This window comes from Georgenia wangjunii (assembly GCF_036421975.1).
GTDB classification, from domain to species: domain Bacteria; phylum Actinomycetota; class Actinomycetes; order Actinomycetales; family Actinomycetaceae; genus Georgenia_A; species Georgenia_A wangjunii.
The window spans coordinates 56,136-71,952 of record NZ_JAZGON010000005.1 but is presented as its reverse complement, the minus strand read 5'-3'; the positions used below and the strand labels follow the sequence as shown (position 1 = coordinate 71,952).

Genomic DNA, 15,817 nt, shown 5'->3' with positions numbered 1-15,817 from the left:
ACTAGGACCGTTCCGACGGGCGAGGTCGAGGATTGGCGGTGCCTTCGCTGCCACGTCCGTGGCGGTGATGTCCGCCGACCGGCCCGGGCAGGAGAGGTGCCGCGTAGGGTGGACGACGCCCTGACCGCCGGCCGCGGCCGCACCAAGGTCGATGTCCCCGATCCCTGGAGGCTGACGTGTCAGCTCGCCCCCGCCTTCTCGCCCTCACCCTCGTCCCCGTCCTCGCGCTGGCCGCGTGCACGGCGAGCGAGGGCCCGGACGCGGAAGAGACCCAGACCCAGCCCGACGTCCGCCAGGCCGAGGTGCGCCAGCCCGCCGAGGCCCCGACGGTGCTCGGCGGCGCGTCGCCCGGCGCGGTGGCGACCAGCACGAGCGAGAGCCTCTTCGCGTCGGCGCCGGTCGTCGTCCTCGCGGAGGAGGACGACCTCGCCGCGCAGCTGCGCGCCGCCTCCGCCGCCGTCGCGCTCGGTGCGCCGATGCTGCTCACCGGCGACGACGCCGGCCTCGGCGCGGAGATCGAGCGCCTCGGGGTGGAGTGGGTCCTTGCCGTCGGGGCGGCCGACCTGCCCGCCGGGGGCGCGGCGGGCGCCGCGGACGACGGGACCGGTCCGCCCGGCGCCGGCACCACCGACGCCGCTGACGACGACGGTGCCACGGGCGGCGGGGCGGCGTCCGAGGGGCCGACGCTCGTCCGGGCGCCCGCGGGCGACGACGCCCTCGCCGACGTGCTCGGGACCGCCGCGGGCGAGGCGACGCCGGCCGACGCGGGGACCGAGGTCACCCACGTCGCGGCACTCGAGGCGGGGACGTTCACCCCGCTCACGCCCGGCGCGCCGGCGGAGCCCGAGCCGGCCGCCGGCGAGGACGGTGAGGCGCCGACCGGCACGCCGGGCGCCACCGAGACCGCCGCACCGACCGGCGCTGCCGAGCCCACCACCGGGCCGGATGCCGAGCCCGAGACCGGCACCCCCTCCGACGACGAGGGCGCCGCGCTGCCCGTGACCGAGATCCCCGAGCCCCTGACCGGCGTCGCCGTCCTGTCGACCGGTGAGGCTGCGCAGGTCGCCGCCGTCGCGACCGCCCGGGCGGCCGGCGCGGAGGTCCACGTCGTGCCCGGCGGGGACCCGCGGGCGACCTCCGAGACCGTGCAGGCGGTGGCGGGGCTCGAGGCCTCGCACGTCATCGGGCTCGGGGACGCGTTCGGCGATGCCGAGACGTTCGCGTGGCGGACGGCGACGGCGGCGACCGGGATCGAGCTGCCGGGCGGGGGCCAGCTCGTCTTCCCGGGCAAGCGCTACGTCGCGCTGTACGGGACCCCCAGCACGACGGCGCTCGGCGTCCTCGGCGAGCAGGACGTGCCCGCCACGGTGCAGCGGGCCGCGGAGCACGCCGCGGAGTACGAGGACCTCACCGAGGACACGGTCGTGCCCGCCATGGAGATCATCGCGACGGTCGCGGCCGCGCAGGCCGGCCCGGACGGCAACTACTCCAACGAGCTGCCGCCGGAGGACCTGCGGCCGCTCGTCGAGGCCGCGGGGGAGGCAGGGCAGTACGTCGTGCTCGACCTCCAGCCGGGCCGGACGTCCTTCGTCGACCAGGCGAGGCTGTACGCCGACCTCCTCGCGCTCCCGCACGTCGGCCTCGCGCTCGACCCGGAGTGGAACCTCGGGCCGGACGAGGTCCACATGGTCCAGATCGGCACGGTCACGTCGGAGGAGGTCAACGAGGTCGTCCACTGGCTCGCCGACTTCACCCGGGAGCGGGACCTGCCGCAGAAGATGCTCGTCCTCCACCAGTTCCAGGTCCGGATGATCCAGGAGGTCTCCGAGGTGGACCTGTCCCGGTCCGAGCTGGCCGTCCTCGTCCACGCGGACGGGCAGGGCGGCCAGCCGGCGAAGCAGGGCACCTGGGCGACGCTGCACGCGAACGCCCCGGACATCGAGTGGTGGGGCTGGAAGAACTTCTACGACGAGGACCTGCCCATGCTCACCCCGGAGCAGACGATGCGCGTCGAGCCGATGCCCCACTTCGTCAGCTACCAGTAGACCCACACCCTCTCGTGCTCATGCGGGAGCGCCGGCGCCGCGAGGGCTCCGGCGCTCCTGCATGATCACGAGGGAAGGGTGGGACGGGAGGGCGCAGGCTGAGGCGGGCGGGGTCAGCTCACGCGCGCAGCGGGGTGTGGGACGGGTCGACGGCCTCCTCCGGGCGCACGGGAGGCGGGGGCGTACCGTCGCCGAACGGGCGGCCGCCGAGGGCCTCACGCCCGTGCGGGGTCACCCAGCCGGCCAGGTCGGGGCCGACCGGCACGATCTGGGTGGGGTTCACGTCCGTGTGGACGACGTAGTAGTGCTCCTTGATCTGCGCGAAGTCGATCGTGTCGCCGAAGCCGGGCGTCTGGAAGAGGTCGCGGGCGTACCCCCACAGCGCGGGCATCTCGGTCAGCTTGTCCCGGTTGCACTTGAAGTGGCCGTGGTAGACCGGGTCGAACCGGACGAGCGTCGTGAAGAGGCGGACGTCGGCTTCGGTGATGGTGTCCCCGACGAGGTAGCGCTGGCGCGACAGGCGGTCCTCGAGCCAGTCGAGCGCCGTCCACAGCCGCTCGTACGCCTTCTCGTAGGCGCCCTGGGAGCCGGCGAACCCGCACCGGTAGACGCCGTTGTTGACCTCGGTGAAGACGCGCTTGTTGACGGCGTCGATCTCCTCGCGCAGGGCCTCGGGGTAGAGCTCCGGAGCACCCGGGCGGTGGTGCTCGCGCCACTCGCTCGAGAGGTCGAGGGTCATCTGCGCGTAGTCGTTGGTCACGACCTCGCCGGTCGGGACGTCGACGAGCGCGGGCACGGTGATGCCGCGGGGGTAGTCCGGGTACCGCGTGAAGTAGGCCTCCTGGAGGCGCTCGATGCCGAGGACCGGGTCACGCCCGCCGGGATCGAGGTCGAAGGTCCACGACCGCTCGTCGTGGGTGGGGCCGGGCAGCCCGAGCGAGATCGCGTCCTCGAGACCGAGGAGCCGGCGGACGATGATCGCCCGGTTCGCCCAGGGGCACGCGCGCGCGGCGACGAGGCGGTAGCGCCCCGGCTCGACGGGGTAGCCGTCCTCGGCGCCCCGCGTGACCCGGGTGGTGATGTAGTTCGTGTCCCGGGTGAACTCCTTGCCGGGCGCCACGTACGTGCCGCCCTCGGCGTGCTCGGGGTGCTCCGGCGTCGTCTCGCTCTGCTCGGGGGTGCTCATCCCCTCACGGTAGCCGCGTCGGGTGGTGCACGACCCGCCGTGGGCGCGGCTCAGAAGCGGTCGGTGCGCGCGCGGGCCCCGTCGGCGAGGGTGTAGACCTCGACCCCGGAGATGAACACCTGCTCGGCGCGGGAGTAGACGTCGAGCGGGTCGCCGGACCACACGACGACGTCCCCGTCGAGCCCCTCCTTGAGCGCCCCGACACGGTCGTCGAGCCCGAGGAAGGTCGCGGGGTTGATCGTCAGCGCCCGGAGCGCGACGTCCCGGTCGAGCCCTTCCTTGACGGCGAGCGAGGCCTGGTGGACGAGGAAGTTGATCGGCACGACGGGGTGGTCGGTCGTGATCGCGACGCGCACGCCAGCCTCGGCGAGCCGGGCGAGGTTGGCGATGGCGCGGTCGCGCAGCTCCACCTTCGAGCGCGTCGTGAACATCGGGCCGAAGATGACGGGGATGTCCTTCTCGGCAAGGACGTCGGCGATGCGCACGCCGTCCGTCCCGTGGTTGATGACGAGGCGGTACCCGAACTCCTCAGCGAGGCGGATCGCCGTCGCGATGTCGTCGTGGCGGTGGGTGTGCTGGTCCCACACGAGCTCGCCGTCGAGGACGCGGGCGAGCGTCTCGAGCGTGAGGTCGCGTTCGAACGGCTTCCCGTCGCTGAGCGCCTCCGTCCGGCGCGCGACGTAGTTCTGCGTCTTGACGAAGGCTTCCCGGATGACCTGGGCGACGCCGAGGCGGGTCGAGGGCGTCTGCTTGCGGTCGCCGTAGACGCGCTTGGGGTTCTCGCCGAGCGCGGACTTGACGGAGACGGACGCGCGGATGACCTGCTCGTCGACGGTCCGCCCTCCCCACGTCTTCATCGCGACGGACTGCCCACCGATCGGGTTGCCGGAGCCGGGCTTGACGACGGCGGAGGTCACGCCGCCCTCGAGGGCATCGCTGAAGCCGAGGTCCTCGATGTTGATGGCGTCGATGGCGCGCAGGGCGGCGCCGTTCGGGTTCGTCATCTCGTTCGTGTCGTTGCCGGCCCAACCCTCGCCCTCCTCGTGGACGCCGAGGTGGGCGTGCGCCTCGACGAACCCGGGCAGCACCCACTTGCCGGACGCGTCGACGACGCGCGCGCCGTCGGGCACCTCGATGTCGGTGCCGACCGCGGCGATGATCCCCTCGACGACGAGGACGGTTCCGCCCTCGACGGGTGGGCCGTCGACGGGGACGACGTAACCGCCGGTGATGGCGACGGTGCCCGAGGTGCCGGGCCGGGCTGCGGGGGGCGTCGAAGTCATGGGTCAAGTGTTATCACTCGTGCGCCGGCGGCGCTCCTGGCACTCTTGCTCAGGTGAGGCGCACCGGCGCCGAGCCCAGCACAGGAGGAACGATGGCAGAGCAGGACCGCCCCCGCGCGAAGACCTTCGGCACGTCCGGCGACGCCACCGGCGACGCCCGCCGCTCCGCGACGGGCAGCGGCCGCCCGGCCGACTCCCGCGCGACGCGCGGTGCCGGTGCGGGCGGCAGCGGTCCCGGCGGCGGTGCGCGCGAGGGGAGCCGGGTGCCCTGGGTGGCGCTCGGTGTGGCCGCGGTGCTCACCCTGTGGCAGATCATCTACTCGATCACGTTCCACACCGTCGCCGAGGAGAGCCAGGAGGTCTACACCTCCGTCTCGCTCTTCGTCAGCCTCATCCTCGCCGTCGGCGCCTTCGTGCTGGGCATCGTCGCGCGGAGCCAGCACCACACGCCCCGGTGGCCGGCCACGGCCGCCGTCGCCATCGGCGTCTACGTGTTCGTCGTCTGCGTCGCCTCCTGGATCGGCGGCCTCATGGCCTCGCCGGTCTGACGCCAGGCGACGAGGCGCTAGAGGAGCCCCGCGACGACGGCGCTCGCCAGGAGGATCGTGCCCGTGACGAGGCCACCGGCAGGCCGAGGAGCTGGCCGGAGGCGAGCAGCACCGGCAGGAGATCCATGCCGGCCGTGGCCGGCGGCTCCGGGCCCGGCGTGAGGGCCGTGAGCCCGAGCGCGACGAGCAGCGCGACCATGCCCTGGAAGAGCGCGGCGTAGGCGCTACGGGATGGGCCAGGTGTGGACAGGTTCGTTCGCGTGCATGCCGGCGACGTACTCCCCGAGCATGGTGCGCAGGGCCTCGGCGCGGTCCATCCCACGCCGTTCGAGCGAGCGGACCGCGGCGACCTGCCACGAGGCGCCGTTGCGCCCGAGCCGCGCTCGCGCCTCGAGGATGTTGAGATACCGGTCGGCCGTCTCGGTGGGCACGCCGAGACGCTCGAGCCCGATCGCGGCCATCGGCAGCAGCCGGCGCAGCACGAGCTCGTCCGCCGGGACCTGGCCCACCTTGGGCCAGTACATCGCGGCGTCGATGCCGTCGCGCGCCCCGGCCTCGAAGTTCTCCCGGGCGGCGTCGAAGGACATCCGCGACCAGATCGGGCGCTCGTCGTCGGCCATCTCGACGATGACGCCGAAGAAGAACGCCGCGTTGGCGAGGGTGTCGACGACGGTGGGCCCGGCGGGCAGCACCCGGTTCTCCACGCGCAGGTGCGGGCGCCCGTCCTGGACGTCGTAGATCGGACGGTTCCAGCGGTAGATCGTGCCGTTGTGCAGGCGCAGCTCGGCCAGGCTCGGGGTCCCGCCGGCGGCGAACACCTCGACGGGGTCCTCGTCGCTCGTCTCCGGCAGGAGCGCCGGGAAGTACCGGACGTTCTCCTCGAAGAGGTCGAAGATCGACGTCACCCAGCGGTCACCGAAGTGGACGAGCGGTCGCACGCCCTGGTTGCGCAGCTCGGGCGGGCGCGTGTCGGTCGACTGGAGGAAGACCTCGGTGCGCGTCTCGGCCATGAGGTGGTGACCGAAGAGGAAGGGGGAGTTGGCCCCGAGGGCGAGCTGCGGTCCGGCGAGCACCTGGGCCGCGTTCCAGTACGCCGCGAACTTCCCCGGCGTCACCTGGAGGTGGAGCTGCGTGGACGTGCACGCCGCCTCGGCGGCGATGGAGTCCACCGTCATGTGGAGCGGCTCGGGCCCGGCGATGTCGAGGACGATGTCCTCCCGGCGCGATCCCATGACCGCGTCGTCGAGGGCGCGGTAGCGCGCGCTGTCGGTCAACCAGGCGCGCCCCGCCTCGGGCGGCTGGAGCGTGGGGAGGATGCCGATCATGACGATGTCCGCCCCGACGTCCCCGGCGCGGTCACGGGCGAGGTTGAGGTTCTTGCGCAGGGCTGCCTCGAACTGCGTGAGCGACTGCCCGTCGATCCGGCGCGGCTCGACGTTGAGCTCGATCGTGAACTGCCCGAGCTCGGTCTGGTAGAGCGGGTCGTCGATCTTGGCGAGGACCTCGGCGTTGCCGAAGAACGGCGCCCGGTCCCCGTCGATGAGGTTGAGCTCGATCTCGAGCCCGGTGCGCCAGTCCTCTTCGACGAACGCCCCCGCGTCGAGCATCGCCTCGAGCGTGTCGAGGCAGCGGCGCACCGCCTGCCGGTAGCGGGTGTGGTCCGCCCGGGAGAACTCGCGGGCCCTGATCTCCTTGCCCATGCCGCTCCTGACCGCTCCGGGGCGGGTGCATGCCCGCCTGCCCACGAGCGAACCACATCCGGTCCCGCGCGGCACGATGATCGCCTGAGCGGAGAGGTGGCCCGGGCCGGCGCGGGCCCGACGGTCGCGCCGCCGGGCCGGGCGTCGGGGACAATGGCCCACGATGAGCCAGCACACACCGGACGGCCCGGCCCGGGAGCACGCCGACGGCGGCGCGCCGGTGGCCGGCCACGACGGCGACCAGGCCCTCGTCGACGGCACCGCGCCCGACGGGGGCGCCGGGGCGCCCACGCGCCGTCGGCGGCTGCCCCGGTGGACGTGGTGGCACCGGCAGACGACGACGACGCGGCGGGTCCTGCGCACCATCCTCGCCATGGTCCTCACGTTCCTGCCGTCCGCGGCGTTCGGTGTCCTCACCGCCACCGCGCAGTCCTCCCTCGGTCCGCACGTGGCCGACTACGCGGTGAGCGCGGACTCCCGCGTCGCCGTCGACCTCGGCCCGCTCGGCTCGATCATCATCGACTCACCGCTGCCGGGGCCGCTCGGGGTGGAGGTCGTCGTCCACGAGATCCCTGCCGAGCTGACCGCCGTGCCGACGAGCTCGGTCACGGGCCTCGCGAACGACCTGGCGGCGTACACCCAGTTCTTCGCGGCCCCGGAGGCGGCCGTCGCGGAAGCCACGCAACGGCTCGTCGACGACGCGGTGGGCCGCACGGTCGTCGCCTGGTCCCTCATCCTCGTCCTCATCGCCGCCGCCCGGCTAGCCTCGCGTGGGCTCCTGCGGGCGGAGGTACGCCAGGCACTGACCCGACGGGGCGTCGGACCGCTCGTCGGCGCGCTCGTCCTCGCCGTCGGGGTGGTCCAGGTCGACGCCCTCACCGGCGACGGCCGGCCCGACGGCCAGCGGATGCCGGCGTTCGCGGGGACACCGCTCGAGGAGGTCCGTCTCACCGGGCGCCTCGCGACGCTCCTCAACGTCTACGGCGGCTACGTCGTCGAGGCCTACAACGAGAACGAGGACTTCTACGCGCAGGTGCAGGTCAACCTCGCCAGCGCCTACGCGGACGACGCCGCGCCCCTGGCCCCGCGGCGCGACGCGCGGCCCGACCCGGCCCTCGCCACCGAGACGCCGACGGCGCCGGACGACGGAGGAGGCGCCGGTGGTGGCACCGACGCCGACGACGGCACGGACGGGGGCATCGACGTCAGAGCGGAAGAGCCGGGCGGGAGCCCGGGGGATGCGCCGGCGGACGGTGCCACGCCGGCGGACGGCGCGACGCCGGCGGACGGCGCGACGCCGGCGGACGGCGCGACGCCGACGGGCGGCGCGACGCCGACGGACGGCGCGACGCCGACGGACGGCTCCACCGAGGAGCCGACCGAGCAGACCCCGAGCCCCTCGCCCAGCCCGACGCCCGAGCCGGAGCCGGTCACGTTCGTCATGGCGACGGACCTGCACTGCAACATCGGCATGGCGGACGTCATCGGCGACCTCCTGCGCCTGAGCGAGGCCAGCGCCTTCCTCGACACGGGCGACACGGTCATGAGCGGCACGAGCGTCGAGTCCTACTGCGTCAACGCCTTCGCCCAGGCGATCCCCGACGGGGTCCAGGCCGTCGTCGCCACCGGTAACCACGACAGCGTCCTCACCGCCGACCAGCTGCGCGACGCCGGTTACACGGTGCTCGACGGCGGGGTCGTCGAGGTGGCGGGCCTGCGGATCCTCGGAGACACCGACCCCACCCTCACGGCCATCGGGGAGGGCACCGCCCCCGAGCGGGAGGAGACCGTCCCGGAGATGGGCGAGCGCCTCGCCGACGTCGCGTGCGAGGCCGGTGACGACGGCGTCGACCTCCTGCTCGTCCACAACCCGCGCGGCGCCCTCCCGGCGCTCGAGCGCGGGTGCGCGCCCCTGGCGCTGTCGGGCCACTGGCACCGCCGGGAGGGGCCCGAGGTGCACGGGCTCGGCGTGCGCTACGTCGGCTCGAGCACCGCGGGGGCGGTGAGCGGCGGCGCGACGATCGGCCCGCTCAACGGCACCGCCGAGCTGACCGTCCTGCGGATGGACGCCGTCACGGGGCGGGCGCTCGACTACCGGGTGGTCAGCGTCGGCATGGATGCCTCGGTCCAGCTCGGGCCCTGGTACGCCTTCACCGAGCGTCCCGCCGCACGGTCGGCCGACCCGGAGGAGCCCACGGCCGGGGGAGCGGCGACGGAGGGCACCGACGGAGCCACGGGCGAGCCTGCGGACGGTGTCGCGACCGAGGAGGGCACCGGCGGCGCCGCGGACGAGCCGACCGGCGCGCCGACCGCCGCTTCCACCGCCGCGGGCTCCGCCGTGCCGGCGCCGGAATCGTCCGTCCCGTGGCGCGTCGTGCGCGCATACTGAGCACCGAACTGTTGCGGCGCGAGGATGGGAACGACGTGAGGACTGAGCACACGAGCGCGGCGGACCGCGCCCGTCCGGACGGTGGGCTCGGCACGGCGGACGGCGGGCTGGACGACCTCTCCGACGAGGAGCTCGCGCTCGCGCTCGCCGAGACCGACCCGACGCGCCCGAGCGAGCACCAGCTGGCCGGCGGGGCGCCCCGGGGCCTCGCATGGCTCCTGACGATCGGTGGGGCGATCGGCCTGTGGGCCGCCGTCATGCTCGTCCTGTCCGAGCGCGCCGTGCGGATCGACCCGGACACCGCCCTGGCGTGCGACCTCAACCCGCTCGTCGGGTGCGGTGACTTCATCGTCAGCTGGCAGGCGGCCGCGCTCGGGGTGCCGAACGCGCTGCTCGGCACGATCGCCTTCACGCTCCTCACGGTGACCGGCGTCGTCCTCCTCGGGGGCGCCCGGCTCCAGCGCTGGTACTGGGTGGGCCTCATGGTCGGCGTGGTGCTCGCCGCCGGCGTCATCACGTGGTTCCAGTTCCAGTCGATGGCGGTGCTGCGCGGTCTGTGCCCGTACTGCATGGTCGTGTGGGCGGTGACGATCCCGATCGTCGTCAACGTCCTCGCGCGGGGGTTCCAGGCCGGCCACGTGCCGGCGCCCGAGGGCCTGCGCCGGTTCCTCGTGCGGGAGCGGTGGCTCGTCGTCGCCGCCTGGTACCTCGTCCTCGTCGGGCTCATCGTCGGTGTCTTCTGGGACCAGTGGCTCCTGCTCCTGTGACGGCGCGGCGGTAGGCGGCGTCCGCGTCGCTGTGCCCTGCCCGGACGCCGCGCCCACGCCTGTCCGCCGCACCGGAGCACCGGGCGCACCCAGGGCGTCGCACGAGCGGCGGGGGCGTGCGCGTGATAGAAGTTCGGTGTGCCGAACTTCTTGTTTCGGGCGGTCGGCGTGATCGCCGTCGCCGTCCTCGCGCTCGAGGCGTGCGCCGCGCCGGCGGCCGACGTCGCCGCGCCCCCCGACGACGGCCGCCCGCTCGTCCTCACGACGTTCACCGTGCTCGCGGACATGACCGCCGTCGTCGGGGCGGACGCCGTCCGCGTCGAGTCCATCACCCGGCCCGGCGTCGAGGTGCACGGCTACGAGCCGACGCCGGAGGACCTGCGCCGCGCGCAGGGCGCGGCGCTCGTCCTCGACAACGGCCTCGGGCTCGAGGCGTGGGCGGACGACCTCATCGAGCGCACGGGCGCGCCCCGGCTCGTCCTCACCACCGGCATCGAGCCCGTCCCCATCACGAGCGGGGCGGGGGAGGGGGCCGCTAACCCGCACGCGTGGATGTCCCCGCTGGCCGGGACCGTCTACGTCGAGAACATCGCCGACGCCCTCGCCGAGCTCGTTCCCGAGGACGCCGCGGGCATCCGTGCGCGGGCCGCCGACTACGTCGCCGCGCTCACCGACGTCCACGACCGGTTCGTCGCCGAGGTCGGGCGCCTGCCCGAGCATGCCCGGGTCCTCGTCACGTGCGAGGGCGCCTTCTCCTACCTCGCCCGGGACGCGGGCCTGCGCGAGGCGTACCTGTGGGCGGTCAACAGCGACGGGGAGACGTCCGCCCGGCAGGTCGCCCGGACGATCACGACCGTGCGGGACAACGACGTCCCCGCCGTCTTCTGCGAGTCCACCGTCGACGACCAGATGCAGCGGCAGGTCGCGTCCGAGTCGGGTGCGGCGTTCGGCGGGACGCTCTACGTCGACTCGCTCTCCGAGCCGGACGGGCCCGTCCCCACGTACCTCGACCTGCTTCGCCACGACGCCCGGACGATCGTCGCCGGGCTGCGAGCGGGCGCATGAGCGCGGCAGGGGTGGTGCTCGAGGTGGAGGACCTCGTCGTGCGCTACGGCGACGTCCTCGCGCTCGACGGCGCGACCCTGCGCCTGGGCGCGGGCCGGGTGTGCGGGCTCGTCGGGGTCAACGGGTCGGGCAAGTCGACGCTCCTCAAAGCGGTCATGGGCACCGTGCGCGCGGACGCCGGCCGCGTCCGGCTGCTCGGGGGCACGCCCGAGCAGGCGCGGCGCCGGGCCGCGATCGCCTGGGTGCCCCAGAGCGAGGACGTCGACTGGGCGTTCCCCCTCAGCGTGCGCGACGTCGTCATGACGGGCCGGTTCGGCCACCTCGGCATGACGCGCCGGCCCCGCCGGGCGGACCACGACGCCGTCACTCACGCCCTGGGCGCGCTCGGCCTCGACGACCTGGCCGGGCGCCAGATCGGCGAGCTCTCCGGGGGCCAGCGCAAGCGGGTCTTCGTCGCCCGCGCGCTCGCGCAGGAGGCACGGATCATGCTCCTCGACGAGCCGTTCGGCGGCGTCGACGCCGTCAGCCAGGCGACGATCACGACGATCCTGCGCGACCTCGCGGCGCAGGGCACGAGCGCCCTCGTCGCCACCCACGACCTGGCCGGGCTGCGCGAGCTGTGCGACGAGGCGGTCCTGCTGCACCGCCGCGTCCTCGCCCACGACACCCCTGCCGAGATCCTGCGTCCCGAGGTCCTCGCGCTCGCCTTCGGTGACGTCGGGCCTCGCGTCGTCGCGCCTGCCCGCACCGCTCCCACCACCGAGGAGGCGTGATGGAGGCAGCCCTGGCCTGGGTCGCCGAGCCGCTCACCTTCGAGTTCATGCGCCGCGCGCTCGCGGTCACGCTCGTCGCCGCCGTCGCCTGCGCGGTCCTCTCGTGCTGGCTCGTCCTCATCGGCTGGTCCCTCATGGGCGACGCCGTCTCCCACGCCGTCCTGCCCGGGGTGGTCCTCGCCTACGTCGCCGGGCTGCCCTTCGCGGTCGGCGCGCTCGTCTTCGGCGTCGGTGCCGTCGCGCTCATCGGGGCGGTGCGGGACACGAGCCGGGTCAAGGCCGACGCCGCGATCGGCGTCGTCTTCACGACGCTCTTCGCCCTCGGGCTCGTCCTCGTCTCGGTCGTGCCGAGCCAGATCGACCTGGGCCACATCCTCTTCGGCAACGTCCTCGGCGTCTCCGACGCCGAGCTGTGGCAGGTCCTCGTCCTCGGCGCGGGGGCGGTGGTGATCGCGCTCGTCAAGCGGCGGGACCTCACCCTCCACGCGTTCGACCCCACGCACGCGCACGCCGTCGGGATCAGCCCCCGCCGCATCTCCACGCTCCTCCTCGGGCTGCTCGCCGTGACGTCCGTCGTCGGGCTGCAGGCGGTCGGGGTGGTCCTCGTCGTCGCCATGCTCATCATCCCGGGGGCGACGGCGACCCTCCTCACCCGCCGCTTCAGGCGGATGCTCGTCATCGCTCCCGCGACCGCGGCCGTGTGCGCGGTGGCGGGCATCTACGCCAGCTACTACCTCGACACGTCGGTGGGCGGGACGGTCGTGCTCACCCAGGGGCTGGCGTTCACGGCGGCGTACGCGGTGACGCTCCGGGCGAGGCGACGGGCCGCGCGCCGGCCGCTGGCGCGAGAGGCGGTGGCGGCATGAGCGTGCCGAGGTCGAACGTCACGCAGGACTACCTCAAGGCGGTCTACGCCGCGGGGGAGTGGGGGGACGCGCGGGTGAGCGTCTCCGCCCTCGCCGCGCGCATGGGGGTCTCGGCCTCGACGGCGTCGGAGACGGTGCGCCGGCTCGCGGCCGAGGGGCTCGTCCACCACGAGCCGTACGGCGGGATCACCCTCACCGAGCCCGGGCGGCGAGCGGCGCTGGCCATGGTGCGCCGGCACCGGCTCATCGAGACGCTCCTCGTCGAGCACCTCGGGTACGGCTGGGACGAGGTGCACGACGAGGCCGAGGTGCTCGAGCACGCCGTCTCCGACCTCCTCGTCGAACGGGCCGACGTGCTCCTCGGCCGGCCGGCGCGGGACCCGCACGGCGATCCCATCCCTGCCGCGGACGGCACCGTGAGGCTGCCGCCGGGCGTCCCGCTCGCGGCGCTCCCCGAGGGCGAGGCCGGCCCCGTCGTGCGCATCTCCGACGACGAGCCCCAGGTCCTGCGCCACCTCGCGAGCATCGGGGTGGTCCTCGACGCGCCGGTACGCGTGACGGAGCGCCGGGCCTTCGCCGGGACGACGGTGCTCGAGGTGGGCCCGGACGCCGCCGTCGTCGAGCTCGGGGACCCGGCGGTCGCCGCGGTGTGGGTCGGGCGCTGACGCAAGGCGGGCGGTGACGCTGACGGCGGCCGGCCGTGCACCCACGCGGCCGAGGGCGCCTGGACGGCCACTCACCGCGGGAGCTTGGCCCCCTACGGCCGATTCGCGCCACACTTGTGACTCCTGGGGCGCCTGAGGCGTCGGAAAGCGTCTTCACCGCCCCATACGCCCCAAGTGTGGCGCAAATCGCGCACCGGCCCTGCGAGGTGGCCGCGGCCGCCTCTCGCGGGCCGGGAGCGCAACGCCGCGAGCGGGCGCTCGCGGGGGCGGGCGCTGAGGCCGGGCGATGCTCCTAGCCGAGGCCGCGCGCTGAGTCGCCGCGCGGGATCTAACCGAGCGCGGGCGAGCCGAGCCCGGCGGGGACGTGCGCGCCGTGGCCGGCGTCGTGCAGCGCCGCGCGTAGGCGCTCGGCCGCGGCGTCGAGCTCGGCGGCGGGGACGTCAGTGCGGGCGCTGTCGAAGCGCAGCGAGGACTCGTCCCACGCCGGGAGCACGTGGAGGTGGAGGTGCGGCACCTCGAACCCGGCGACGAGCACGGCAGCGCGCGGCGCGCCCCACGCGACCTGCTGCGCGAGGCCGACCGCCTTGGCGACCGCGCTGAGGTGGGCGAGGAGCGCGTCGGGGGCGTCGGTGTACTGCTCGACCTCGGCGCGCGGGACGACGAGGACGTGACCGTCGGTGATCGGTGCGATCGTCGAGAAGACGACGCACTGGGTGTCGGCCCACACGAAGCGGCCCGGGATCTCGCCGTCGATGATCTTGGTGAAGACGGTGCTCATGGCCCCCATCATCCCCCGGAGATCAATGCCGTGGACCCGCACGTCCCGCATGCGCGATCCTGGGCCCGTGGCTCACCTCGACCTCGCCGGCATCGGCTACGACCTTCCCGACGGGCGCGGGCTGCTCGGCGACGTCGCCCTGCACGTCGGGCAGGGCCAGCGGGTCGCGCTCGTCGGCCCGAACGGCGCGGGCAAGACGACCCTCGTGCGCATCGCCACCGGCGAGCTCGCGCCCCACCGCGGTGCCGTCTCCCGCAGCGGGACCCTCGCGGTCATGGGCCAGCTCGTCGGCCGCGGCGACACCGACGCGACCGTCCGGGACCTCCTCCTCGCCCACGCGCCGGCCCGGGTCCGCGAGGTGGGCGAGCGGCTCACCGCCACCGAGCTCGCGATGATGACCGACGACGACGAGCCGGCGCAGCTCGCGTACGCCCAGGCGCTCGTCGACTGGGCCGAGGTGGGCGGGTACGCCGTCGAGGCCGAGTGGGACGAGATCACGGCCGGCGTCCTCGCCCAGCCCTTCGAGCGTGCGCAGTTCCGTGCCACGCGGACCCTGTCCGGCGGGGAGGCGAAGCGCCTCGTCCTCACCGCGCTCCTGCGCGGTCCGGCGGACCTCCTCGTCCTCGACGAGCCGGACAACTCCCTCGACGTGCCGACGAAGCGGTGGCTCGAGGAGGAGCTGCGGGCCACCACCAAGGGCGTCCTCTTCGTCAGCCACGACCGCGAGCTCCTGGCCCGGACGTCGACGCACGTGGCTGCCCTCGAGCCCGGGCCGAGCGGGTCGACCCTGTGGGTCCACCCCGGCTCCTTCGCCACGTTCGGCGCCGCCCGCGCCGACCGCATGAGCCGCCTCGACGAGCTGCGGCGCCGCTGGGACGAGGAGCACGCCAAGCTCCGCCAGCTCGTCACGACGTACAAGCAGAAGGCGACGTACAACTCGGACATGGCCTCGCGCCTCCAGGCCGCCCGTACGCGCCTTGCACGGTTCGAGGACGCCGGGCCGCCCGAGGTGTCCGCGTCGGAGCAGAACGTGACGATGCGACTGCGGGGTGGCCGGACGGGCAAACGGGCGGTCGTCTGCGAGGACCTCGAGCTCCCGGGCCTGACGTCGGCGTTCGACCTCGAGGTGTGGTTCGGCGAGCGGGTGGCCGTCCTCGGCGCCAACGGGACGGGCAAGTCCCACCTCCTGCGCCTGCTCGCGGGCGGAGGCACCGACCCCGGCCCGGACCACCTGCCGGCCGACGGCCAGCCGGTCGCCCCCGTGCCGCACCGCGGGGTGGCACGCCTCGGCGCGCGCGTGCGCCCGGGGTGGTTCGCCCAGAGCCACCAGCGGGGCGACCTCAGCGGGCGGACCCTGCTCGAGGTCCTCCACCGCGGGGAGGGGCTGCGCGGAGGGATGGGGCGCGAGCACGCCGGACGGGTGCTCGACCGTTACGAGCTGGCCCACGCCGCCGAGCAGCGCGTCGAGACGCTCTCCGGCGGGCAGCAGGCGCGGTTCCAGATCCTCCTCCTCGAGCTGTCCGGAGCCACGCTGCTCCTCCTCGACGAGCCGACCGACAACCTCGACCTCGACTCCGCCGAGGCGCTCGAGGCCGGCCTCGAGGCCTTCGAGGGCACGGTCGTCGCCGTCACCCACGACCGGTGGTTCACGCGCGCCTTCGACCGGTTCGTCCACGTCCGTGCGGACGGAACCGTCGTCGAGACGCCCGAGCCGGTCTGGGACGACGACGGCGTGCGGGTCCGGTAAGGACC

The 15,817-nt window shown here is 74.5% G+C and carries 13 protein-coding genes; 9 read left to right on the top strand and 4 right to left on the bottom strand.

Annotated features, from left to right (window positions below; all coding sequences use genetic code 11):
• Nucleotides 1–176 precede the first annotated feature (176 nt).
• The gene (locus tag V2J63_RS09425) at nucleotides 177–2,045 is read left to right on the top strand and encodes a hypothetical protein (RefSeq protein WP_331230782.1); all 1,869 of its coding nucleotides are present in this window, start codon (nucleotides 177–179) and stop codon (nucleotides 2,043–2,045) included.
• Between the two features lie 118 nt (nucleotides 2,046–2,163).
• Here V2J63_RS09425 and V2J63_RS09420 read toward each other — a convergent pair whose 3' ends face one another.
• The gene (locus tag V2J63_RS09420) at nucleotides 2,164–3,231 is read right to left on the bottom strand and encodes a glutathione S-transferase family protein (RefSeq protein WP_331230781.1); all 1,068 of its coding nucleotides are present in this window, start codon (nucleotides 3,229–3,231) and stop codon (nucleotides 2,164–2,166) included.
• A gap of 50 nt (nucleotides 3,232–3,281) precedes the next feature.
• Entirely contained in the window at nucleotides 3,282–4,514 is a 1,233-nt protein-coding gene (locus tag V2J63_RS09415) for an amidohydrolase (RefSeq protein ID WP_331230780.1), read from the bottom strand.
• A 92-nt stretch (nucleotides 4,515–4,606) separates the two neighbouring features.
• Here V2J63_RS09415 and V2J63_RS09410 point away from each other — a divergent pair, with 92 nt between their 5' ends.
• Entirely contained in the window at nucleotides 4,607–5,062 is a 456-nt protein-coding gene (locus V2J63_RS09410; protein WP_331230779.1) for a hypothetical protein, read from the top strand.
• Nucleotides 5,063–5,286: 224 nt separating this feature from the next.
• Here V2J63_RS09410 and V2J63_RS09405 read toward each other — a convergent pair whose 3' ends face one another.
• The gene (locus V2J63_RS09405; protein ID WP_331230778.1) at nucleotides 5,287–6,762 is read right to left on the bottom strand and encodes a glutamate-cysteine ligase family protein; all 1,476 of its coding nucleotides are present in this window, start codon (nucleotides 6,760–6,762) and stop codon (nucleotides 5,287–5,289) included.
• Nucleotides 6,763–6,925: 163 nt separating this feature from the next.
• Here V2J63_RS09405 and V2J63_RS09400 point away from each other — a divergent pair, with 163 nt between their 5' ends.
• The 6 genes from V2J63_RS09400 (at nucleotide 6,926) to V2J63_RS09375 (ending at nucleotide 13,287) form a co-directional block, all read left to right on the top strand.
• Nucleotides 6,926–9,151 (top strand): metallophosphoesterase, encoded by a 2,226-nt coding sequence (locus V2J63_RS09400; protein ID WP_331230777.1) that lies wholly within the window; start codon nucleotides 6,926–6,928, stop codon nucleotides 9,149–9,151.
• A gap of 35 nt (nucleotides 9,152–9,186) precedes the next feature.
• On the top strand, nucleotides 9,187–9,918 hold the full coding sequence (locus V2J63_RS09395) for a vitamin K epoxide reductase family protein (RefSeq protein ID WP_331230776.1): 732 nt from the start codon (nucleotides 9,187–9,189) through the stop codon (nucleotides 9,916–9,918).
• Nucleotides 9,919–10,056: 138 nt separating this feature from the next.
• Nucleotides 10,057–10,983 carry a metal ABC transporter substrate-binding protein gene (locus tag V2J63_RS09390; RefSeq protein ID WP_331230775.1) on the top strand — a complete coding sequence of 309 codons (927 nt, stop codon included), beginning with the start codon at nucleotides 10,057–10,059 and terminating at the stop codon, nucleotides 10,981–10,983.
• The gene (locus V2J63_RS09385) at nucleotides 10,980–11,756 is read left to right on the top strand and encodes a metal ABC transporter ATP-binding protein (RefSeq protein WP_331230774.1); all 777 of its coding nucleotides are present in this window, start codon (nucleotides 10,980–10,982) and stop codon (nucleotides 11,754–11,756) included. The genes V2J63_RS09390 and V2J63_RS09385 overlap by 4 nt, the downstream gene beginning before the upstream one ends.
• A complete protein-coding gene (locus V2J63_RS09380) occupies nucleotides 11,756–12,622 on the top strand; it encodes a metal ABC transporter permease (protein WP_331230773.1) in 867 nt (288 codons plus the stop codon). Before V2J63_RS09385 ends, V2J63_RS09380 begins: the two co-directional genes overlap by 1 nt.
• Nucleotides 12,619–13,287, top strand: coding sequence for a metal-dependent transcriptional regulator (locus tag V2J63_RS09375; protein WP_331230772.1), 669 nt, complete (start codon nucleotides 12,619–12,621; stop codon nucleotides 13,285–13,287). Before V2J63_RS09380 ends, V2J63_RS09375 begins: the two co-directional genes overlap by 4 nt.
• A gap of 328 nt (nucleotides 13,288–13,615) precedes the next feature.
• Here the strand turns inward: V2J63_RS09375 and V2J63_RS09370 are convergent, their stop codons facing one another.
• Nucleotides 13,616–14,065, bottom strand: a complete 450-nt coding sequence (locus V2J63_RS09370; protein ID WP_331230771.1) for an HIT family protein — start codon at nucleotides 14,063–14,065, stop codon at nucleotides 13,616–13,618.
• 67 nt (nucleotides 14,066–14,132) lie between these two features.
• On the opposite strand from V2J63_RS09370, the gene V2J63_RS09365 reads away from it, so the two are divergent.
• Nucleotides 14,133–15,812 (top strand): ABC-F family ATP-binding cassette domain-containing protein, encoded by a 1,680-nt coding sequence (locus tag V2J63_RS09365; RefSeq protein WP_331230770.1) that lies wholly within the window; start codon nucleotides 14,133–14,135, stop codon nucleotides 15,810–15,812.
• Nucleotides 15,813–15,817: the final 5 nt, after the last annotated feature.